Origin of the sequence: Synechococcus sp. GFB01, assembly GCF_001039265.1 — a bacterium.
In the GTDB taxonomy this organism is placed as follows: Bacteria; Cyanobacteriota; Cyanobacteriia; order PCC-6307; family Cyanobiaceae; genus NIES-981.
On sequence record NZ_LFEK01000116.1, the window covers coordinates 1 to 21,218 of the forward strand.

The 21,218-nt window shown below is 69.3% G+C and carries 18 protein-coding genes, 2 tRNA genes and 3 pseudogenes; 14 read left to right on the top strand and 9 right to left on the bottom strand.

Annotated elements, in window-relative coordinates; all coding sequences use genetic code 11:
• From SYNGFB01_RS11190 to SYNGFB01_RS11215, 6 genes and pseudogenes are all read left to right on the top strand, one after another.
• Window positions 1-228 (top strand): annotated as a pseudogene (locus SYNGFB01_RS11190) (hypothetical protein); the annotation flags it as partial.
• Window positions 229-335: 107 nt separating this feature from the next.
• Window positions 336-767 carry a photosystem I reaction center subunit II PsaD gene (locus tag SYNGFB01_RS11195; RefSeq protein ID WP_048018092.1) on the top strand — a complete coding sequence of 144 codons (432 nt, stop codon included), beginning with the start codon at window positions 336-338 and terminating at the stop codon, window positions 765-767.
• A gap of 75 nt (window positions 768-842) precedes the next feature.
• Window positions 843-2,409 (top strand): annotated as a pseudogene (locus SYNGFB01_RS11200) (anthranilate synthase component I family protein).
• Window positions 2,406-3,560, top strand: coding sequence for a glutamate--cysteine ligase (gshA, locus tag SYNGFB01_RS11205; RefSeq protein ID WP_048018093.1), 1,155 nt, complete (start codon window positions 2,406-2,408; stop codon window positions 3,558-3,560). The pseudogene SYNGFB01_RS11200 and the gene gshA overlap by 4 nt, the downstream one beginning before the upstream one ends.
• 8 nt (window positions 3,561-3,568) lie before the next feature.
• Entirely contained in the window at window positions 3,569-6,550 is a 2,982-nt protein-coding gene (gene ppc, locus SYNGFB01_RS11210; protein WP_369795556.1) for a phosphoenolpyruvate carboxylase, read from the top strand.
• 17 nt (window positions 6,551-6,567) lie between these two features.
• Window positions 6,568-7,023 (top strand): hypothetical protein, encoded by a 456-nt coding sequence (locus SYNGFB01_RS11215; protein WP_048017896.1) that lies wholly within the window; start codon window positions 6,568-6,570, stop codon window positions 7,021-7,023.
• A 113-nt stretch (window positions 7,024-7,136) separates the two neighbouring features.
• Here SYNGFB01_RS11215 and SYNGFB01_RS11220 read toward each other — a convergent pair.
• Window positions 7,137-7,210: transfer RNA gene (locus SYNGFB01_RS11220), tRNA-Arg, on the bottom strand.
• Window positions 7,211-7,259: 49 nt separating this feature from the next.
• Between SYNGFB01_RS11220 and recF the strand changes: the two genes are divergently transcribed.
• Both recF and speD read left to right on the top strand, forming a co-directional pair.
• Complete coding sequence (gene recF / locus SYNGFB01_RS11225) at window positions 7,260-8,366, top strand: DNA replication/repair protein RecF (protein ID WP_082326009.1); 1,107 nt, start codon at window positions 7,260-7,262, stop codon at window positions 8,364-8,366.
• Window positions 8,367-8,441: 75 nt separating this feature from the next.
• Window positions 8,442-8,921: an adenosylmethionine decarboxylase gene (gene speD, locus SYNGFB01_RS11230; RefSeq protein ID WP_048018095.1), complete on the top strand. Its 480-nt coding sequence runs from the start codon at window positions 8,442-8,444 to the stop codon at window positions 8,919-8,921.
• A 52-nt stretch (window positions 8,922-8,973) separates the two neighbouring features.
• On the opposite strand, the pseudogene larE reads toward speD, so the two are convergent.
• Window positions 8,974-9,836, bottom strand: a pseudogene (gene larE, locus SYNGFB01_RS11235) (ATP-dependent sacrificial sulfur transferase LarE).
• Window positions 9,837-9,982: 146 nt separating this feature from the next.
• On the opposite strand from larE, the gene SYNGFB01_RS11240 reads away from it, so the two are divergent.
• Window positions 9,983-11,155 (top strand): cob(I)yrinic acid a,c-diamide adenosyltransferase, encoded by a 1,173-nt coding sequence (locus tag SYNGFB01_RS11240; RefSeq protein WP_048018132.1) that lies wholly within the window; start codon window positions 9,983-9,985, stop codon window positions 11,153-11,155.
• Window positions 11,156-11,161: 6 nt separating this feature from the next.
• Here SYNGFB01_RS11240 and moeB read toward each other — a convergent pair whose 3' ends face one another.
• Window positions 11,162-12,334 (bottom strand): molybdopterin-synthase adenylyltransferase MoeB, encoded by a 1,173-nt coding sequence (gene moeB / locus SYNGFB01_RS11245; protein WP_048018096.1) that lies wholly within the window; start codon window positions 12,332-12,334, stop codon window positions 11,162-11,164.
• Between the two features lie 42 nt (window positions 12,335-12,376).
• A complete protein-coding gene (locus tag SYNGFB01_RS11250; protein ID WP_053068468.1) occupies window positions 12,377-12,784 on the bottom strand; it encodes a M67 family metallopeptidase in 408 nt (135 codons plus the stop codon).
• 91 nt (window positions 12,785-12,875) lie between these two features.
• Between SYNGFB01_RS11250 and SYNGFB01_RS11255 the strand changes: the two genes are divergently transcribed.
• Window positions 12,876-13,301, top strand: coding sequence for a CAAD domain-containing protein (locus tag SYNGFB01_RS11255; protein ID WP_048018098.1), 426 nt, complete (start codon window positions 12,876-12,878; stop codon window positions 13,299-13,301).
• Between the two features lie 4 nt (window positions 13,302-13,305).
• Here the strand turns inward: SYNGFB01_RS11255 and SYNGFB01_RS11260 are convergent, their stop codons facing one another.
• The gene (locus SYNGFB01_RS11260) at window positions 13,306-14,217 is read right to left on the bottom strand and encodes a fructosamine kinase family protein (protein WP_235300134.1); all 912 of its coding nucleotides are present in this window, start codon (window positions 14,215-14,217) and stop codon (window positions 13,306-13,308) included.
• On the opposite strand from SYNGFB01_RS11260, the gene crtD reads away from it, so the two are divergent.
• Window positions 14,216-15,658, top strand: a complete 1,443-nt coding sequence (crtD, locus tag SYNGFB01_RS11265; protein ID WP_369795557.1) for a C-3',4' desaturase CrtD — start codon at window positions 14,216-14,218, stop codon at window positions 15,656-15,658. The two genes, SYNGFB01_RS11260 and crtD, sit on opposite strands and share 2 nt — an antisense overlap.
• Before the next feature lie 45 nt (window positions 15,659-15,703).
• Here the strand turns inward: crtD and SYNGFB01_RS11270 are convergent, their stop codons facing one another.
• Window positions 15,704-16,588 (bottom strand): prephenate/arogenate dehydrogenase, encoded by an 885-nt coding sequence (locus tag SYNGFB01_RS11270; RefSeq protein WP_048018100.1) that lies wholly within the window; start codon window positions 16,586-16,588, stop codon window positions 15,704-15,706.
• Between the two features lie 57 nt (window positions 16,589-16,645).
• Here SYNGFB01_RS11270 and SYNGFB01_RS11275 point away from each other — a divergent pair, with 57 nt between their 5' ends.
• The 3 genes from SYNGFB01_RS11275 to SYNGFB01_RS11285 all read left to right on the top strand — a co-directional run bounded on the left by SYNGFB01_RS11275 (window position 16,646) and on the right by SYNGFB01_RS11285 (window position 18,852).
• Window positions 16,646-18,121 carry a helicase gene (locus SYNGFB01_RS11275; protein WP_048018133.1) on the top strand — a complete coding sequence of 492 codons (1,476 nt, stop codon included), beginning with the start codon at window positions 16,646-16,648 and terminating at the stop codon, window positions 18,119-18,121.
• Between the two features lie 38 nt (window positions 18,122-18,159).
• Complete coding sequence (locus SYNGFB01_RS11280) at window positions 18,160-18,393, top strand: DUF2839 domain-containing protein (RefSeq protein WP_048018101.1); 234 nt, start codon at window positions 18,160-18,162, stop codon at window positions 18,391-18,393.
• 114 nt (window positions 18,394-18,507) lie between these two features.
• On the top strand, window positions 18,508-18,852 hold the full coding sequence (locus SYNGFB01_RS11285) for a DUF1815 family protein (protein WP_048018102.1): 345 nt from the start codon (window positions 18,508-18,510) through the stop codon (window positions 18,850-18,852).
• Here SYNGFB01_RS11285 and recA read toward each other — a convergent pair.
• The 3 genes from recA to SYNGFB01_RS11300 form a co-directional block, all read right to left on the bottom strand.
• Window positions 18,835-19,995 carry a recombinase RecA gene (gene recA / locus SYNGFB01_RS11290; protein ID WP_048018103.1) on the bottom strand — a complete coding sequence of 387 codons (1,161 nt, stop codon included), beginning with the start codon at window positions 19,993-19,995 and terminating at the stop codon, window positions 18,835-18,837. The two genes, SYNGFB01_RS11285 and recA, sit on opposite strands and share 18 nt — an antisense overlap.
• Window positions 19,996-20,180: 185 nt before the next feature.
• Complete coding sequence (locus SYNGFB01_RS11295; protein ID WP_048018104.1) at window positions 20,181-20,930, bottom strand: HAD family hydrolase; 750 nt, start codon at window positions 20,928-20,930, stop codon at window positions 20,181-20,183.
• Window positions 20,931-21,050: 120 nt separating this feature from the next.
• Window positions 21,051-21,122 (bottom strand) — tRNA-Gln (locus SYNGFB01_RS11300).
• Between the last annotated feature and the right edge of the window lie 96 nt (window positions 21,123-21,218).

Sequence of the window (21,218 nt, forward strand, 5' to 3'; positions counted from 1 at the left end):
CCCCCGCCTGAAGCTCCAGCTCAGCAGCGCCACCACCGCGCCGGCCGCACCGTCAGCGATGACCACCGATCCCTGGTGGGACCGGTGCTGAGCTGGAACCCCGCCACCGGCAGCCTGCAGCTCAGCCGCGAGGCCACGCAGCGTCTGCTCCATCACCTCGGCAGCCGCCTCACCGAGCGCAGCGACAGCGGTCTCACCGTGTTCTTCCCCACGGCGACCACCGGCTGAGGCCGCTTTGTTGACGGGTGTGAAGAGTGCCAGAGGCGGGCACGGGCAGCCGATTCAGCAGTGCTAGCTTCCGCCTGAACCAGTCTGCCGACACCTGAATTCCAGCCATGACAGCAACGGCGCTGAGCGGTCAACTTCCCAAGCACATCGGCAGCACCGGCGGCCTGCTCAACGCCGCCGAAACCGAGGAGAAATACGCCATCACCTGGTCCAGCTCCAAGGCCCAGGTCTTTGAGCTTCCCACCGGCGGCGCCGCCACCATGAACGAAGGCGAAAACATCATGTATTTCGCCCGCAAGGAGCAGTGCCTGGCCCTCGGCACCCAGCTGCGCACCAAGTTCAAGCCCCGCATCGAGGATTTCAAGATCTACCGGATCTATCCCGGTGGCGACACCGAATTCCTGCACCCCAAGGACGGCGTCTTTCCGGAGAAGGTCAACGAGGGTCGCCCCATGGTGGGTCACAATCCCCGTCGGATCGGCGCCAACCCCAATCCCGCCAATCTCAAGTTCACCGGCAAGAACACCTTCGACGCCTGATCGCCGAAGCCTGCTCAAGCCAGCTCTGAAGTAAGGCGGGGCCTGCGGCCCCGCTTTTNGCCGTCTGGTCGTTCGATGTCGCTCCCCGATCAGCTTGGATGCCGCAGCGCCGCGGCCCAGGATCAACCGTTCTGCGACCATCTGGCCGCCGGTCACACCTTCATTCCCCTCTGGAAGCGCTGGCCGGCGGATCTCGAAACGCCTCTCACCGCCTGGCTCAAGGTGGGTCCCACCAGCAGCCATGGCGTCCTGCTCGAATCCGTGGAGGGGGGTGAGCGGCTGGGCCGCTGGAGCTTCATCGTGCCCGACCCGCTCTGGACCCTGACCAATCGGGGCGAGCGGAGCCAGCGCCGCTGGCGTGACGGCCGGGCGGAGCAGTTCGATGGCGACCCCTTCAGCCTCCTGCAACGCTGCCTGGAACCACTGCGCAGCGCGCCGGTGCCGGGGCTGCCGCCGGTGGGCCAACTGTTCGGCTTCTGGGGTTACGAACTGATCCGCTGGATCGAGCCCAGCGTGCCCGTGCATGAACCGTCCGGGGATTCACCCCCGGACGGCTGCTGGCTGCTGGCCGACAGCCTGCTCGTGTTCGATCAGGTGAAGCGCCAGATCACGNCAGTCGCCTACGCCGACCTGAGCCGCGGCGCCGATCCCGACACGGCTTACGCCGAAGCGGCTGCCCGCATCGATGTGCTGGAGAGCCGCATGCACGAGCCCNTGCCCGCCGGGGTCATGCCGCTGCAATGGCACGATGCCCCGACTCGCGAGATCGTGGAGCGGCTGCAGCCACAGAGCAATCGCGGCCAGGCCGACTTCGAGGCCGCCGTGGCCAGCGCACGCGAGCACATCGCCGCGGGCGACGTCTTTCAGCTGGTGCTCAGCCAGCGACTGGAGACGCGCATCGAGCGCGACCCCTTCGAGCTCTACCGAAGCCTGCGGATGGTGAATCCATCCCCCTACATGGCCTTCTTCAATTTTGGCGGCTGGTATCTGATCGGCTCCAGTCCGGAGGTGATGGTGAAGGCCGATCCGCTGCCGAACGGAGGCATCCGCGCCTCGCTGCGGCCGATCGCCGGGACCCGCCCCCGGGGCGCTGATGAGGCGGAGGACCAGGAGCTGGAGACCGACCTGCTGGCCGATCCCAAGGAGCGGGCCGAGCACGTGATGCTGGTGGATCTGGGCCGCAACGACCTGGGCCGGGTCTGTGAGCCGGGCAGCGTGCGGGTGAGCGATCTGATGGTGATCGAGCGCTACTCGCACGTGATGCACATCGTGAGCCAGGTGGAGGGCCTGCTCGCCAGGGCAGGACGGTGTGGGATCTGCTGATGGCCTCCTTCCCGGCGGGCACGGTCAGCGGCGCCCCCAAGATCCGGGCCATGCAGCTGATCCATGCGCTCGAGCCCGATGCCCGGGGCCCTACTCCGGCGTCTATGGAGCGGTGGACCTGGCCGGTGCTCTGAATACGGCGATCACGATCCGCACCATGGTCGTTCTGCCCCATCCCGAAGGGGGCTGGCGGGTCCAGGTGCAGGCGGGTGCCGGCGTGGTGGCCGATTCCAGGCCCGAGGCCGAGTACCAGGAGACGCTCAACAAGGCGCGGGGGATGCTCAAGGCCCTGGCCTGTCTGCTGCCGGCCCGGCCATGAGTGCCCTGCTGGCCAAGGGCTTCGAGGTGGAGATGTACACCGGCCGGGCCGATGGCACGGTGGTGGGCTGCTCGGCGGAGGTGGCTGAGGCGCTGCCCGGTTTCGTCACGGAACCCGATCAGCGCAATCTCGAGTACATCACGCCCCCCGAAGCCAGCTACAGGCGCCAGCTTGAGCTGCTGCTGGAACCCCGGCGTCGCCTGCGTCAGTGGCTCGCCGCCCGCGGACTCACCCTGCTGCCGGGCAGCACCCTGAGCACCGGCGACAGCCGGCGCTTCGAGCGCTCCGACCCTGCCAACCCCTATCACGCCTACATCGAGGCCAGCTACGGCACCCGGGTGGTGACCGCCAGCGTGCACATCAACCTCGGGCTCACGGCGATGGATCCGCTGTTCGCCTCACTGCGCCTGCTGCGCTGTGAAGCGGCGCTCCTGCTGGCCCTCTCGGCCAGCTCCCCCTTCCTGGATGGGGCTCCCACCGGAGCCCATTCCCAGCGCTGGCTGCAGTTTCCGCTCACGCCGCCCCGCGTGCCCCTGTTCCTCGATCACGGGCACTACGTGGCATGGATGGAGGAGCAGCTGGCGAGCGGAGCCATGCAGAACGTGCGCCACCTCTGGACATCGGTGCGGCCCAACGGACCCGACCGGCCCCGCGAGCTCAACCGGGTGGAGATCCGCATCTGCGATCTGGTCGCCGACCCGCTGTTGCTGCTGGCGATCACCGCCTACGCCGAAGTGCGGATGCAGCAGCTGCTGCGCCAGCCCGAGCGATGGGATCCCCTCCAGGCCAGCGACCTCACCCCCGCTGAGCTGGCCGAACTGGCCGATGCCAACGACCGGACCGCCGCCCGCTCCAGCCTGGACGCAACCCTGCAGCACTGGAGTGACGGCAGCCCGATCCAGGCACGGCAGTGGCTGCGCTCCAATCTGGAGACCATGGCCCCGCTGGCGGCCGAGCTGGGGCTGACCCAGCTGCTGGTCGAACTGGAATCCGTGCTGGAGCACGGCAATCAGGCGATCGACTGGCTGCGTCGCCATCGGGCCGGTGAAGCCGTGGGCGCGATCGTGGCCAGCGATGCGGCCGCCCTGGCGAAGCGGGAAGCGCAGCTGGCCAAGCTGGTCACAGACGGGCGTGCCTGCCTTTTGGGATGATCGGCATCATGCAAGCCGCCGACCCCGCTTCCCTGCCGACCGCGCTGGTCCCGACCGGCGAACCCTCGCCCCGGGTGTCCCGCCTTCTTGCGGAGCGGATGGAACTGGTGGAGGACCTGTGGCAGACGGTGCTGCGCAGCGAATGTCCGCCGGAGCAGGCCGAGCGGCTCCTGCAGCTCAAGCAGCTCAGCGCCAGTGGCGAGGACAGCCGCGACACAGCCGCCGCGATCGTGGAGCTGATCCGCACCATGGACCTGGCCGAGGCGATCGCCGCGGCACGGGCCTTCTCCCTCTATTTCCAGCTGGTCAACATCCTCGAGCAGCACATCGAGGAGGACAGCTATCTCCACAGCCTGCACACCCATCCTGAGGCCGCCCCCAGCGACCCGTTCCTGCCGGCCCTGGCCAGCCAGAGCGATCCGGCCACCTTCCGCCAGCTCTTCAAGCGGCTGCGGGCTCTGAATGTGCCCCCGGCGCAGCTGGAAACGCTGTTGCGCGATCTCGACCTGCGGCTGGTGTTCACGGCTCATCCCACCGAGATCGTGCGGCACACCGTGCGGCACAAGCAGCGCCGCGTGGCCACCCTGATCCAGCAGCTGCAACAGGACACCAGCCTGAACTCCCTGGAGCTGCGCAGCCTGCGCCAGCAGCTCGAGGAGGAGATCCGCCTGTGGTGGCGCACCGATGAACTGCATCAGTTCAAACCCACCGTGCTGGATGAGGTGGATTACGCCCTCCACTATTTCCATCAGGTGCTGTTCGAGGCGATGCCGCTGCTCCGCAAGCGCATCCGCACCGCCCTGACCGAAAGCTATCCCGATGTGGAGCCGCCTCGCGACGCCTTCTGCAGCTTCGGCTCCTGGGTGGGCTCCGACCGGGATGGCAACCCTTCGGTGACTCCGGAGATCACCTGGCGCACGGCCTGCTATCAGCGGCAGCTGATGCTGGAGCGCTACATCAAGGCGGTGGCCGAGCTGCGCGACCAGCTCAGCATCTCGATGCAGTGGAGCCAGGTGAGTGCGGCCTTGCTCGAATCCCTGGAGATGGACCGGCTGCGCTTCCCCGAGATCTACGAGGAACGGGCAGCCCGCTACCGACTCGAGCCCTACCGGCTCAAGCTCAGCTATGTGCTCGAGCGCCTGGAGCTCACCCACCAGCGCAATCAGCAACTGGCCCAAGCCGGCTGGGAGATGCCCTGTGAAGCCAGCGCCGTGCCCGGGGGCAGCAGCGGCGGCGGTCTGGCCATGGGCGGCGGTGCTGATCTCCATTACGCCACGGTGGATGACTTCCGCAGCGACCTGGAGCTCGTGCAGCAGAGCCTGGCGAGCACCGGCCTGACCTGTGAGGCGCTGCAGCATCTGATCAGCCAGGCCCAGATCTTCGCCTTCTGCCTGGCCAGCCTGGACATCCGCCAGGAGAGCACCCGCCACAGCGATGCCCTCGACGAACTGACCCGCTACCTGCGGCTGCCGGTTCCCTACGGCGACATGGCGGAGGACGAGAAGGTGGCCTGGCTGCTGGCCGAGCTGCAGACCCGCCGCCCTCTTGTGCCCGCCGCGGCCCGGTGGAGTCCTCCCACGGCGGAGACCTTCGCCGTGTTCCGCATGCTGCAGCGGCTGCAGCTGGAATTCGGCACCCGCATCTGCCGCACCTACGTGATCTCGATGAGCCACACGGTGTCGGACCTGCTGGAGGTGCTGCTGCTGGCCAAGGAGGCCGGCGTGGTGGATCCGGTGGCTGAGCGCTCCTCCCTGCTGGTGGTGCCGCTGTTCGAGACGGTGGAGGACCTGCAGGGGGCCCCGGCCGTGATGGAGGCGCTGTTCAGCCAGCCCTGCTACCGCAGGCTGCTGGCCGGCGGCGACGGCGATCAGCCGCTTCAGGAGGTGATGCTCGGCTACTCCGACAGCAACAAGGACTCCGGCTTCCTCTCCAGCAACTGGGAGATCCACAAGGCCCAGATCGCCCTGCAGCAGCTGGCCAGCCGCCACGGCGTGGCCCTGAGGATCTTCCACGGCCGCGGCGGCTCGGTCGGTCGCGGCGGTGGGCCGGCCTACCAGGCGATCCTGGCCCAACCCAGCGGCACGCTCAACGGCCGCATCAAGATCACCGAGCAGGGCGAGGTGCTGGCCTCGAAATACGCCCTTCCCGAGCTGGCCCTCTACAACCTGGAGACGGTCACCACCGCGGTGATCCAGAACAGCCTGGTGAGCACCCCCCTCGATAACACCCCCAGCTGGAATGCCCTGATGGAGCGCCTGGCCGCGCGCTCGCGCGACTTCTACCGGGCACTGGTGCACGACAACCCCGACCTGGTGGAGTTCTTCCAGCAGTGCACGCCGATCGAGGAGATCAGCAAGCTGCAGATCTCGAGCCGGCCGGCCCGGCGCAAGAGCGGCGCACGGGATCTCTCCAGCCTGCGGGCGATTCCCTGGGTCTTCGGCTGGACCCAGAGCCGTTTTCTGCTGCCCAGCTGGTTCGGGGTGGGGGCGGCGCTGCAGGAGGAACTCGACCGCGATCCCGGCCAGATGGAACTGCTCCAGCTGCTCTATCAGCGCTGGCCCTTCTTCCGCATGCTGATCTCGAAGGTGGAGATGACGCTCTCCAAGGTCGACATCGAACTGGCCCATCACTACGTGCAGGCCCTCAGCAGACCGGAGTCGAGGCCGGCCTTCGAGGGGATCTTCGAGACCATCGCCAGCGAGTTCAGCCTCACCCGGGCGCTGGTGCTGAGGATCACCGGCCACCAGCGGCTGCTGGATGGCGACCCCGCCCTGCAGCTCTCCGTGGATCTGCGCAACCGCACGATCGTGCCGCTGGGATTCCTTCAGGTGGCCCTGCTGCGCCGACTGCGCGACCAGAACCGCCAGCCACCGATGAGCGAAGCCGCCGCGCCGGACGGCGATGGCCGCACCTACAGCCGCAGCGAACTGCTGCGCGGGGCCCTGCTCACCATCAACGGCATCGCCGCCGGGATGCGCAACACCGGCTGACGATCCTGGAATCCCTGTTGCTCCCCTTCCGCAGCCAGCCGCCGGCCCCTCGCCTGCCGGAGGGCTGCCAGCTGCTGCAGAATTCCTGGCCAGACTGCGACGGCCTCAACCGGCTGCTTCAGCTGGCCGGCGAGGCCCCTCGCCCGCAGGAGCGCTGGCAACGGCTCCTGGAGCGCAGCCTCTGGCACCTGGCCGTCACGGGGGCAGGCGGCGAGCTGCTGGGGTTCGTGCGCGCCACCAGCGATCTGGCTCTCAACGCCAACCTCTGGGATCTGCTCAGCAATCCGGCGGATCCGGGCCGGGGTGCGATCCTGCAGGCTCTGGTGCACGGCTCCCTGCAGCGGCTGCGACGCGAACTGGCAGGCTGCAGCATCTCCCTCTCGGCACCCCCGGAGGCTCTGCGGGCCCTGGAGCGACATGGCTTCGTGCTCGACCCCGGTGGCATCAGGGCCATGGGACTGCGGCTGCGCTGAGCACCCGGGCTGCTCTCGGGCATCAGCAACAAAAACTCCGCTTGCCCTCCTCAGAGCACTGAGAAAGGCAAGCGAAGAGGTGCCCGAAGGCACGGAACGGGGCCTGAGGAAGGCGAGCATGGAGGGACTCGAACCCCCGACACTCAGAACCGGAATCTGATGCTCTATCCAACTGAGCTACATGCCCGTGGCCGTTGCCGGCTCCTCCTACCTTAACCGCTGGCCGCCTCGGACCCATCCGGCTGCAACGCCTTGAGCTGCTGCATTTCCGCAACATCACCGGCCTGGAACTGGCGCTGGAGGCGCCGAGGCTGCTGGTGGTGGGCCGCAACGGGGAGGGCAAATCCAACCTCCTGGAGGCGGTGGAACTGCTGGGCAGCCTGCGCTCGCACCGCAGCAGCAGCGACCGCGAGCTGATCCAGCTCGGCCAGAGCTCAAGCCGCCTGCGCACCCGCACCAGCGGCGGCGATCTGCTCGAACTGGAGCTGCGCCAGCGGGGCGGTCGCCTGGCGCTGAGGAACGCCAAACCCCTGGAGCGCCAGCACGACCTGCTCGGCAGTCTGCGGTGCGTCAGCTTCAGCGCCCTCGATCTCGAACTGGTGCGCGGCGAACCGAGCCAACGGCGCCGCTGGCTGGATCGGATCGTGCTGCAGCTGGAGCCGGTCTACGGCGACCTGCTCAGCCGCTACGCGCGCCTGCTGCGCCAGCGCAGCCAGCTGCTGCGCCGCAGCCTCGGCGGCAGCGATCCGCAGGCTCTGCTGGAGGCCTTCGACCTGCAGCAGGCCACGATCGGCACGCGGCTGCACCGTCGGCGCTGGCGTGCCCTGCGGCGCCTGGAACCCCTGGCGGCGGCATGGCAGCAACGGCTGAGCGGTGGGCGGGAGCAGCTCAGCCTGGTCTACCGGCCAGGCACCCTGCTGCCGCAAGAGGAGGCGGAGGAGCCCTGGCGCAGGGCTCTGGCGGACCAGCTGGCGGGGCAGCGGGCCGAGGAACTGCGGCTGGGCCAGTGCACGGCGGGGCCCCATCGCGATGAGGTGGAGCTGCTGCTGGCCGGCCAGCCGGCCCGGCGCTTCGGTTCGGCCGGACAGCAACGCACCACCGTGCTGGCGCTCAAACTGGCCGAACTGGAACTGGTGCGCCAGGTGGTGGGCGAACCACCGCTGCTGCTGCTCGACGATGTGCTGGCCGAGCTCGACCTGGGCCGCCAGGGGCTGCTCCTGGAAGCGGTGGGCGACGGGCACCAGTGCCTGGTGAGCGCCACCCATCTGGAGGCCTTCAGCGGCGGCTGGCGCCGGCACAGCCAGGTGGTGCGCATGGAGGCCGGCCGACTGTGCGCCGCCTGAACCAAGAGGCCCTTACAACCCGTTCCACAACCAGCGTTCAGCGCGTATGGTGATCAGCTTGTGTGATCGACTTCGATGACCCAGAGCCTGCCCTGCCTCCACCCCAACCCGGGATGGACGGGAGCCACCGCAGCCCAACAGGCCGCGCCCCTGCCCCATCAGATTTCCGAAACGGTCGGGAAACACTGCATCCTCGAGCTCTACGACTGCGACAGCGCCAGGCTCGACGACGAAGCTTTCCTCAGGGACACCATCACCTCAGCAGCGAAACGGGCTGGTGCCACCCTGCTTAACCTGATCACCCACCGCTTCGAACCCCAGGGCGTGACGGGCCTGGCCCTGCTGGCCGAATCCCACATCTCGATTCACACGTGGCCGGAATCGGGCTACGCCGCCGTGGATGTGTTCACCTGCGGCGATCACACCATGCCTGAGCGGGCCTGCCAGGTGTTGGCCGACGAGCTCGGAGCAGGCAGACACAAGCTGACCAGCTTCCGCCGCGAAACCCCCTCCAGCGTTGCCGGCAGCGAGCGCGAGCCGGCCCTGGCTGCCTGAACCACCCTGCGCACAGCTTCCCGGCCGGCGGCTCGACCGCAGCCGGGCCGTGCTACGCCGACAGGACGCGATTCAGCTTGCCGCTCACCAGGCCCTCGAGATCCAGGCTCACGGCGCTGAAGCCCAGCGCCGTGAAGGCGTCGACCAGCTCCGTGCGGCACTCGGTATCCGACCAGCGCCGCAGAGCCTCGACCAGCTGATCGGCGGGCAACTCGATCCGGGCCGCCTCCCCCTGGCTGCGCACCCGGAGTTCCCGCCAGCCTTGCTGCCGCAACCAGTCCTCCGCGGCCGCGACCCGCTGCAGCCGCGCAGCGGTGATCGGCTCGCCATAGGGAAAGCGGGAGGCCAGACAGGGCTGGGCCGGCTTGTCCCACCAGGGCAGGCCCAGGGCGCGGGAGAGCTGCCGCACCTCGGCCTTGCCGATGCCCTGCTCGGCCAGGGCGAGCGCACCCCGGCCTCGCGGGCGGCCCGGATACCGGGGCGGTGCTCGCTGAGGTCGTCGGCATTCACACCGTCGAGCACCGGGGTGTCGGGGCGGCCCGCGGCCGCAAGCTCGGCAGCGAGCGGCCCCAGCAGCCGATGCAGCTCGCGCTTGCAGGCGTAGCAGCGATCCGCTGGGTTGTCGGCATAGGCGGGATCGCGCAGCTCAGCGGTGGGGATCTCCCTGTGACGGATCCGCAGCCAACGGGCCTGTTCGGCCGCCTCGGCACGCAGATGGGGCGCCAGGGCGGGGGACACCCCCGTGACCGCGAGTGCTCCATCGCCGCACTGCTCGACCGCGAGGGCCGCCACCAGTGCGCTGTCGACCCCACCGGAATAGGCCACCACCACGGCTGGTTGAGCGGCCAGCTGAGCCCGCAGCCGCTGCAGCGCCTGCTCCAGAGGAGCGGGCAGGCTCTCAAGCAGGCGGAACATCGGGCGAGGCGCGGCATCAACACAGGCTGAGCGGATCCTGGCAGGAACCGGCCCAGCGGTGAGCATCCTCAGCCGCCTCTTCGCCCCTGGCAGCCAGCCCTGCAACCTCCCGCCGCCGGTAACATCGCGAGGAGCCGGCGGTGTTCATGAGCTCCAGCACCCGATCGCCGCAGGCCCGGACCCAATCGCCGCAACGGGGCAGCGGCCGGGGAATCGGCATCCGCACGGCCGCCGACCGCGACGAGCGCGCCCACGGGCAGCTGCATGTCTACGACGGTGACGGCAAGGGGAAGAGCCAGGCGGCCCTGGGCGTGGTGCTGCGCACGATCGGCCTGGGGATCTGTGAACAGAAACGCACCCGGGTGCTGCTGCTCCGCTTCCTCAAAGGGCCGGGCCGCGCCTACGACGAGGACGCCGCGATCGAGGCTCTCCAGCAGGGCTTCCCTCATCTGATCGACCAGGTGCGCACCGGCCGGGGTGACTTCTTCACCGCCGAGGAGGTGACACCCTTCGATCGGCAGGAAGCCCAGCGGGGCTGGGACATCGCCAAGGGGGCGATCGCCAGCAACCTCTACTCGGTGGTGGTGCTCGATGAGCTCAACCCGGTGCTGGATCTGGGCCTGCTCGACACCGAGGAGGTGTGCCGCACGCTGGCCGCCAAGCCCGACGGCATGGAGGTGATCTGCACCGGTCGCGCGGCACCACGCCAGCTGATCCAGCTGGCCGACCTCCACTCGGAGATGCGCGCCCACCAGGGCGAGGGGGGGCTCGATGGCATCGAGATCTACACCGGCGAGGGCAAGGGCAAGAGCACCAGCGCGCTGGGCAAGGCGCTGCAGGCGATCGGGCGGGGCATCAGCCAGGACAAGAGCCACCGGGTGCTGATCCTGCAGTGGCTCAAGGGGGGCAAGGGCTACACCGAGGACGCGGCGATCGCAGCCCTGCGCGAGAGCTACCCGCATCTGGTCGATCATCTGCGCTCCGGGCGCGATGCGATCGTGTGGCGCGGCCAGCAGCAGCCGATCGACTACGTGGAGGCGGAGCGGGCCTGGGAGATCGCCCGCGCCGCCATCTCCAGCGGCCTCTACAAGACGGTGATCCTCGATGAGATCAACCCCACCGTGGATCTGGAGCTGCTGCCGGTGGAGCCGATCGTGCAGACGCTGCTGCGCAAACCGGCGGAAACCGAGGTGATCCTGACCGGCCGCTGCAAGAACCGACCCGCCTATTTCGATCTGGCCAGCGTGCACTCCGAGATGGTGTGCCACAAGCACTACGCCGAGCGGGGCGTGAACCTCAAGCGAGGGGTGGATTACTGAACGGGCTCAGTAGCGCGGCACCTCCGGATCCACCTCCTGGCTCCAGGCGTCGATGCCGCCGCTCACGTTGATGCCCTCGATGCCGTGACGGCCCAGGGCCAGCAGCGCCTTGGCGCTGCGGCCACCGAGCTTGCAGTGCACATACAGCTTCTTGCCCTGCGCCAGACGTCGCACATCCTCGATCGCCTCGCCGCTCTCGATGCGATCCAGCGGCATCAGCACCGAGCCAGGGATCACCGCGATCTCGGCTTCCTGGGGATTGCGCACGTCCAGCAGCAGGATGTCCTCCAGCTGACCGTCGATCACCGTTTTCAGCTCCGCCACCGTGATGCTGGGCACGGAGCCGGCCTCCTCCTGGCCTGGCGCCGTACCGCCCACACCGCAGAACTCCTGGTAGTCGATCAGCTCGTCGATCTGCGGGCGTNCCGGGTGGGGGCGCAGCCTGAGTTCGCGGAACCTCATGGCCAGGGCATCGAAGAGCAGCAGCCGCCCGCTGAGGGTGGTGCCGATGCCGGTGATGATCTTCACCGCCTCGGTGGCCTGGATCACCCCGATGATGCCGGGCAGCACTCCCACCACGCCGCCCTCGGCGCAGGAGGGCACCATGCCCGGCGGCGGCGGCTCGGGGAAGAGATCGCGGTAGTTGGGGCTGTTCTCATCCAGGTTGAAAACCGTGGCCTGGCCCTCGAAGCGGAAGATCGAGCCGTACACGTTCGGCTTGCCCAGCAGCACGCAGNCGTCGTTGACCAGATAGCGGGTGGGGAAGTTGTCGGTGCCGTCGCAGACCAGGTCGTAGGGCTCGATTATCTCCAGAGCGTTCTCGCTGGTGAGAGCGGTCTCGTAGAGATCCACCTGGCAGTAAGGGTTGATCTCGAGGATGCGGGCCTTCGCCGATTCGATCTTGGGCTTGCCCACCCAGCTGGTGCCGTGGATCACCTGACGCTGCAGGTTGGAGTGATCCACCACATCGAAATCGACGATGCCGATGCGGCCCACGCCGGCGGCGGCCAGATAGAGCAGCAGCGGCGAACCCAGGCCACCGGTGCCCACACACAGCACCGAGGCGGCCTTGAGCCGCTTCTGCCCGTCCATGCCGATCTCCGGCAGGATCAGGTGCCGCGAGAAGCGGGCCACCTCATCGGGGCTGAGCTGAACGCCGCTGATGTCGGGAGGGAGCATGGCGATGAGTCATCCGGCCGGATGCGCAGACCTCCGGCACGATCAATCGTCCATTCTCCACGGCAACTGCAGCGGCGCGGCGGGCAGCGCACCGCACGGGTCCGGCAGCCACCAGGCCCGGCAGTCGCCTCCCTGGCCAAGGATCACCATCAGGGCAGGGCGAAACGTCAGCTCCAGATCGGTGCCGGAGGGTTGCGCATCGCTGTGCGGGTGGCTGTGGGCGGCGCCCAGCACCTCCAGGCCCCGCGCCCGTCCCCACTTCTGGGCCAGCAGCTGCTCGCGCGGATCGATGGCGAAGCGTCGGACCCGCTCGACTGGAGCGTCCCAGGCATTGCAGCAGGGCCAGATCCAGCGCAGCTGCCAGCTGGATCCCCGCCGGCAGCCGAGCAGCAGGGCACAACCCTCGCTGGGCGCCGCGGCGGCCAGCACCGCCTTCAGAACGGTGAGCACTTGGACATCCGTCCGCAGCTCGACTGGCACCGGCCCATCCACACCGATACGTTAAGGAGCGTTCCTTCCGGCGGCACCCCTGCTGCAGCCCATGATCGACACCACCACAGACATCCCCGACATCAAGGAGCAGGGCGCCGATTCAGCCAGCGACACCCACGCGGAGGAGTCGACCGTCAACTTCAGCGAGCGCTACGCCGAGATCCTCTCCAAGGTGAACAGCAGCCTCGACCAGGTCGACTGGAGCCAGATGGGGCGGATCGGCAAGGCGGTCGGCGTTCTGGTGGTGGTCATCGTGGCCCAGATCCTGATCAAGGGTGTGCTCGACACGATCAACCTGCTGCCGGTGGTCCCTGGTCTGCTGGAGCTGCTGGGTCTGGTGGTGGTGGGCCAGTGGAGCTGGAACAACCTCACGACCGGCGACAAGCGCGCTGCCGTGGCCAGCAAGCTGAAGACACTGCGCGAGGAGTACCTGGCTGAAGCCAGGCTGCTCCATCCCTGCTTCCCTGGCTGCTGACGGATCACCGCAGCAGCCGATCGATCACTGCCTGGGCCTGACGCTGATAGCCGCCGCCGAAGAGGTTCGCGTGGTTGATCAGGTGATACAGGTTGTAGAGCTCGAGCCGTTGCGGCCAGTCGGCCGGCAACGGCCATCGGTTCTGATAACCGGCGAAGAAGGCCTCGGGGAACCCCCCGAACAGCCGCGCCATGGCCAGATCCACCTCCCGATCCCCCCAGTACACCGCGGGGTCGAACACGGCCACATCGCCATCGGCCAGCAGGGCCGCATTGCCGCTCCAGAGATCACCATGCACCAGCACCGGGCTGCAGCTGTGATCGGCCAGCAGCTCAGCGGCCCGATGCAGCAGGGCCGCGGACCGGACGAAGGGACATCCCCGCTGGGCAGCGCGAGCCAGCTGAGGTGTCAGGCGTCGTTCCACGAAAAACCGCTCCCAGCGTTCCATCCAGCCGTTGGGCTGGGGTGAGGAGCCGATGAAGTTGTCGGATCCGAAGCCATAGCCCCGACCCGGCTCGCCGGCTGCGCTGGCACGGTGCAGGTCCGCCAGGGCGGCCCCCAGCGACGCCCAGGCTTCTCCCCGATGGCCTGCGGCAGCCAGCTCCAGCCAGCTCAGCAGCAGCACCGCCGCATCGCCGGTCGCTCCCAGTGCCAGCGGCTCCGGCAGCCGCAGCGGTGGTGTCGCCCAGCGGGCCAGGGCCGCCAGCCCCTCGGCCTCCGCGGCCAGCAGCGGCAGGGCCGAGGCGTTGTTGGTCTTGGCAAACACCCGCCGGCCGTCCGCCAGCTCGAGGCACCAGGCGCTGTGGATGCAGCCGCCGCCCAGCGGCCGCCGGGCCACCACCTCGCTGCCCAGCTGTCGGGCCACCCAGTCGTGCATCGGGCCGTGTCCGCCGCGGCCCTGCCAGCATGCCGCCATGGAGCAGTCCGGCGCCTCCAGCTGCGATGTGGTGGTGGTGGGTGCGGGCCTCGCCGGCCTCACGGCGGCAGCCCTGCTGGCCCGTGAGGGACTGGCGGTGGAGCTGCTGGAAGCGCACCACCAGAGCGGCGGCTGCGCCGGCACCTTCCGCCGCGGCCCCTACACCTTCGATGTGGGCGCCACCCAGGTGGCCGGGCTCGAACCCGGCGGCAGCCACCAGCGTCTGCTCAGCCACTTCGGTCTGCCGCTGCCGCACGCCACCCCGCTCGACCCGGCCTGCGTGGTGGACCTGGCCGATGGTCGCCCGCCGGTGCGCATCTGGCGCGACCCTGAGCGCTGGGCGGCGGAGCGCGAGCAGCAGTTTCCGGGGCGTGAGCCCTTCTGGCGCCTCTGCGCCGCCCTGCACGGTGCCAACTGGGGCTTCGCCAGCCGCGATCCTGTGCTGCCGCCCCGCAGTATCTGGGACCTGGGCCAGCTGCTGCCGGCCCTGAGGCCGGCCAATCTGGCCAGTGGCCTGCTGGCGGGGGCCACGGTGGCCGATCTGCTGACCCTCACAGGCTGCGGCGGCGACGGTCGGCTGCGCCGCTTCCTCGATCTGCAGCTGCGGCTCTACTCCCAGGAGCCCGCCGACCGCACCGCCGCGCTCTACGGCGCCACAGTGCTGGCCATGGGCCAGGCGCCCCTGGGTCTGTGGCATCTGCAGGGCTCGATGCAGGTGCTCAGCCAGCAGCTGGAGCAGGCCCTGGCCTGCCGCGGCGGGCGGCTGCGACTGCGTCACCGGGTGCTGCAGGTGCAGCGGAACGACGCCATCTGGCGGGTGCGGGGCCAGCGCTTCAGCCTGGGAGCCCGCGATGTGGTGCTGGCCCTGCCGGTGCAGAGCCTGCCTGCGCTGCTCGGAGACCAGCTGCCAGCGGGCTACCGGCAGCGCCTCACCAACCTTCCCGACCCTTCAGGCGCGCTGGTGTTCTACGGAGCCTGCGCCCGCGAGCGCCTGCCGGAGGCCTGTCCGGCCCATCTCCAGCGCGACTGGCCGGTGCCGGGGTCGTTGTTCGTGTCGGTGAGCCGGGATGGCGACGGTCGCGCCCCGGCGGGCCAGGCCACCGTGATCGCCAGCGTGTTCACGCCGGCCCGACCCTGGTTCGACATGGCCGACGAGGTGTATGGCGAGGCCAAGGCCGCGGCGATGGCCGGGGTGCAGAGGGCCTGCGAGAGCTGCTGGGCATCGCGCCGCAGCAATGGCTCCACGCCGAACTGGCCACCCCGCGTGGCTTTGCCCGCTGGACCGGCAGGCCCTTCGGCTTCGTGGGCGGGCTGGGCCAGCACCCCAGCCGCTTCGGACCGTTCGGTCTGGCCAGCCGCACGCCGCTGCCGGGCCTCTGGCTCTGCGGCGATTCGATCCACCCCGGCGAGGGCACCGCTGCCGTGGGGCTCTCGGCCCTGATGGCCTGCCGCCAGCTGCTGGCAGAGCGGGGGCGCTCGCTGCGGCTCAGCTGAGCGAGGCGACGAACTCAGGCCGCAGCGCGCTGGCCTGCTCCAGCAGCTGCTGCAGTGCCGGCCAGTCGCCCTGCTGCAGCAGCTGCTCGATGTGTTCGATCTGCTGGCGATAGCTGCCCAGCGCCGCCTGCACCGCCTCGCGGTTGCAGCGGGCCATCAGGGTGCCGAGCTGCGGGTTGCCCCCACCCACCCGGGTGGTGTCGGCAAAGCCGCTCGAGGCCAGGGTCCGCACTAGAAGGCTCAGGCCACTGGCGGCGCCAGCGCGATCGGCGTTGGTCAGCAGGGCCGCACTGGCGAGCACGGGAAGGTGGGAGATCAGCGCCACCGACCGGTCGTGCTCGATCGCCCCGCAGCGGATCCACTTGGCGCCCAGCAGCTCCGCCAGGGCCTGCACCGCTGCCAGCGCGGCCGGATCGGTATCGGCCTCCGGCGTCGCCACCCAGGGCCGGCCGGCGAACAGACCCGCCAGGCCCGCCTCCACCCCCGCCAGGGCTGTGCCGGCCATCGGGTGGCTGGCCACGAAACGCGGATGCAGCTCACGCCAGCAGGCCAGCACCGGCTGCTTCACCGAACCCACATCGGTGATCACCGCCCGCTGCGGCAGGGCCGCCACCAGGTCCGGCGGAGGCTCCAGCAGCCGATCCAGGGGCAGGGCCAGCACCACCAGGACGCAGTCGGCCAGCAGCGCCCCATCGGTGCTCACCACTGTGGCCAGTCCGCGTGCGCGGGCGCGCTCCGCGGTGGCCTCCCGGTGCACCAGAGCCCGCACAACGCGTCCGCGAGCCTGCAGATCCAGCCCCAGTGAGCCGCCGATCAGGCCCAGGCCGACGATGCCGATCGGCCCCACCGGCAGCGACGGAGCAGCGAGATCGGCCATGGCGGGTCGGCGGCTGGGGCCCAGCTTCCTACGATTCAGCCCATCCGGCCGATGGCGATGCTCGAAGCCCAGGCCCACCACCAGCTGAAGGCGCTGCTGCAGCGCGAGGGTGGTGAGCCGTGGCCCCATCACCTCACACTCAGCCGGCTGGTCGCCCGCAGCCTGCGCCGCGGCGACCAGACCCTCGTGCGGCTGGCACCGGGCAGTGATCCAAGCTGGCTGATCGGTCTGCTGGTGCCCCTGGCCCTCAGCGAGGCCCGCCTGGCTCTGGTGGTGAGTGACGCGCTGCGTCAGCGACTGCTGCGGGTTGAACTGCCTCGCCTGGCCGCGGCCGGCGGCAGCCTGTCGCTGTCGTGCCTGGAAGCGGATTTCGAGCGGCAGGAGGCACAGCACGCCCGCCTGTGGCTGCTCAGCCACGCGGACCTGGTGGGGCTCTGGCAGCACGGCCGGCTGGGGGATCGGCAGCTGGTGATCCCTGAGATCGAGCAGCTCGACGAATCGCTGCGCCAGGCCCTGGAAATCCGCCTCGCTCCGGAGCACTGGGAGCAGCTCGGACGGGCCCATCCCGCTGCCCGGGCGAGCCTGCTGGAGCTGCACGCCAGGCTCAGCCGCCGCGTGCTGGCGCAGCCCCAGCCTCCCCATCGGCTGGTGGCTCTGGCCGAGCACGATGAGGCCCCCCTGCGCCAGCTGCTGGCCCTGCTGCAGCCGCTGCCGGCTCCATGGCGGCGTTGGCTGGAGAGCGGCGGAGCAACCTGGGCCAGCTGGGCCCGGGTGGAACCCCAGGTGCTGCACTGGACACTGCATCGCCAGCCCCTCGAGCCGCTGCAGGTGCTGAGCGGCCTGCTGGAGGGCCGCGGTGCGGTGCTGATCGGCCAACTGGGGGAGAACCGGACCGACAGTTCCGGCCCAACCAGCAGCGGCAGTGAACGGGGACTCACCCCGACCGTGAGCGTGACCCTGGGCGATCCACCTCTGGCGGACCCCCTGCCGCTGTTTGCACCGCTGCGCCAGCCGCTGCCCAACAGCCCGGTGTTCGCGGAGCACCTGCTGGAACAGAGCCGGAGGCTCGTGCTCGGCCAGACCGGCCTGACGGTGGTTCTGCTCGACGATGAGGGGCTGCGGCTCGGTCTCACCAGCGCCCTCGCAGCGGAATTCGGCCGCCGGGTGGTGCACGAATCCACCGCACCGGAAAGCAACGGTGTGGTCTGCGCCCGTTGGAGCTGGTGGCTGGGCCACCACCATCGATTGCCCCTTCCCTGCCAGGTGGTGGTCGGCCTGCTGCCGATCGCCAGCCTCGAGGATCCCCTCACCGCTGCCCGGGTGCAGGCCCTGCGCCGGCTCGGGCGCGACTGGTTCCGGGAAGGGCTGCTTCCTGACGGCCTCAACCGGCTCCAGCTCGGTGTGGCGGGCCTGCGCCGCAGCGGCGGCCGGCTGGCGATCCTGGACGGGCGCCTGCGGGGTCGCAGCTGGGGGCGCCAGGTGCTGCGGGCCCTGGAGCCCTGGATCACCCTCAGCCGACTGCTGCCCCACTGAGGCGCCTTACCCTGGGATGCGCAGAGAATGCAGGCGGGATGGGCGAAGCGAAACGTCGCAGCAGCCAGGGACTTCCTCCGAAAACGCCGAAGCGCAGCGGCGACGAGGAGCGCATCAACGCCTGGCTGCCGCTGAACCGCCGGCAGGCCGATCAGTTCGTGAGCATCACCACGCGGGGCGCCTGGATCGGCATCGCCGCGCTGGCGGTGTTCTGGATCACGGTGCGGTTCATCGGTCCGGCAGCCGGCTGGTGGACCCTGGCCGACGGCTGAACAGGAGAGCAGGAGCCAGCTGGGAATAACCACTCGTCGGCAGACCGTCCCGACCAGGCGACTCGCGAATCCGAAAGAAAGCCTTAAGATCGGGTCACGATGTGACGCCTGGCCATGTTTCCCCGTCTGGCGGAGCAGTATCGCTCCGTTGTCCACGACCTGGTGATGAGCCTGCAGGCCCTGGCCAGCAGCCTGCAGGACCGCGGGCTTTGCGCCACCTGCTACGTGTGCGGTGATGGCCGTGATGGCCAGGGCGCCTCGTTCGTAGCCAACCTGGCCAACAACCACATGGTGCGGTTCCTGGTCTCGGACTTCGGCATCAGCTGGGTGGAATCTCGCGATGGCCTTGAGCTTGTGAAGCTCGAGGGCGCCGACGCCATCCAGGAGCTGCAGCGCGTCGCCNAGGTGCTCCAGAGCCCAAGCCCAAGCCAGGTAGAGCGTTCAGCCGGCCGCCGGTAGCTCATCCAGCACGGCAGCTCCACTGCCGGCTGCCGCCTTGGCCGCGGCGGCCAGGGGCTTCATCGAGTTGGCCGTGACCTCGGAACCTTCGGTGAGCTTGCGACGGGTGAGCTGCTCGATCAGCTCGCGCTGCTCAGGGTTCTGCTCCAGCCAGACGATGGTGTTGTCGCGACCCTGGCCGATGTTGTCACCCTCATAGCTGTACCAGGCGCCCTTGCGGGTCACCACACCGGTTTCCTCGGCCAGATCGAGCAGGCAGCCCAGGGTGCTGATGCCACGGCCGAAGAGGATGTCGAACTCGGCGATCCGGAAGGGCGGGGCCACCTTGTTCTTGGCCACCTTCACCTTGGCGCGGATGCCGTACTCCTCCGTGCCCCGCTTCAGCGTCTGAATGCGGCGGATATCGAGCCGCACCGAGGCATAGAACTTGAGGGCATTGCCACCAGTGGTGGTTTCCGGGTTGCCGTAGGTGACACCGATCTTCTGGCGCAGCTGGTTGAGGAAGATCACCGTGCAGCCCGACTTGCCGATGTTGCCGGTGATCTTGCGCATCGCCTGGCTCATCAGGCGGGCCTGGCTGCCCACCGCCAGATCGCCCATCTCTCCCTCGATTTCCGCCCGGGGGGTAAGGGCGGCCACCGAGTCGACCACCACGATGTCGACCGCGGCGGAGCGCACCAGCTGATCGACGATCTCCAGCGCCATCTCACCGGTATCGGGCTGGGAGACCAGCAGGTTCTCGATGTCGACCCCCAGAGCCGCCGCATAGACCGGATCGAGGGCATGCTCGGCATCCACGAAGGCCGCCACACCGCCGCGCTTCTGCACCTCGGCGATGGCATGCAGGGTGAGGGTGGTCTTACCGGAGCTCTCCGGGCCGTAGACCTCCACGACACGGCCCTTGGGGTAGCCGCCACCGAGCGCCAGATCGAGCGTGAGCGCACCGGTGGAAATGGTCTCCACCCGCATGCGGGAAGCATCGCCCAGCCGCATGATCGAACCCTTGCCGAAGTTGCGCTCGATCTGGTTCAGCACCAGGCCGAGGGCCTTGTCGCGCTCGGCCGAAGCGCGGGAATCGGCACCTGCGCCGGCGCCGGCAGCGGTGGAGGCGGGGAAGGAAGCGGCCTTGGAATCAGCGGGCATGACAGCAGTGGATAGCGGGGATACAGGCCGCAACGGGGATGCCCCGTTCAGGGAGCCATCCTGCGACCTCAGAGCAACAAGTGCCACCGTTCTGGGCCGGCGTCTCAAGTGAGCGGGGCAGGCGCACCGGAGCCGAGAACCCGACTTCCAGCCAGAGCAGCTTAGTACGAACGTACTCTAGCGGGTCAGGGCCAGTGCGCCAGGGGGGCTGCGAACCGATCCGGCGTCAGCCAGCGGATGCGATCGGGCAGGTCACGGCCATCAGCGGGGCCCAGATAGCCCCAGCTCACCAGGTAGCACCGCACCGGATCCAGAGCTCTGTCACGGCAGACCAGTTCGAGGGTGGGCCGGCGGTCTTCCACAAACCAGAGAGGGCGGCCCTCGGCCAGCAGGCGCCTGAGCACCTCCGGCTTGCTGCCCTGCTCATGGCCATGCAGTGCGCGTGGCTCCAGCCCGGCCGCCGCCAGGATGCGGCGGGCGAAGTCGCCTCCCTTGGTGGTGAGCACCATCCAGTCGGCCCNTTCCTCAGCCAGCCGCCTCAGTCGCTCCTCCACGGAGGGATAGAAGCGGTGCAGGGCCAGCCAGCCAGCCGGGTCCGTGGCGATGGCCCTGCCGCGCACCCGCTCCAGCGCCTGCTGGAGCTGCTGGGGCGTCCAGTTCCAGCGGGCCAGGGCCACCGGCAGGGCGGCCTCGTAGTTGGCCAGCAGGCCGGCCAGATCCAGATCCGGCCGGCCCAGTTCGGCGGCCATCAGCACCATCTCCCAGCCCTTGTGGATCAGGGGCCGCAGGGCTGCGAAGCCGTCGGGGGCATGCTCCGGCAGGGCGAGGCCGGGCAGCAGGTCGAGGGCGGCACGACGGGCCGACCACCAGTATTCCGGCATCCCGTCGACCAGCACGCCGTCGAAATCGAAGACCAGCAGTGGAGAACGGCTCACGACCGATGCTCAGGCAGAAAGGTTGTCCACCGGTCCGGGCCGTGCGGATGCTCGGGCCATGCAGGGGATCGGACCGTGCAGGCGATCAGGCGGGGCAGGCGATCAGGCAGGGAGCAGAAACTGGGCCGCTAGGATTCGAACCTAGGAATGGCGGGACCAAAACCCGCTGCCTTACCGCTTGGCGACGGCCCAACGCGCTGCAGGGATGAGCACCGAAGCGCCGTTCCGGGAGCACTTGGATAGTTACCCACAGCGGGGCGACCTTCGTCAACGCCTGAGGCCCGCCGG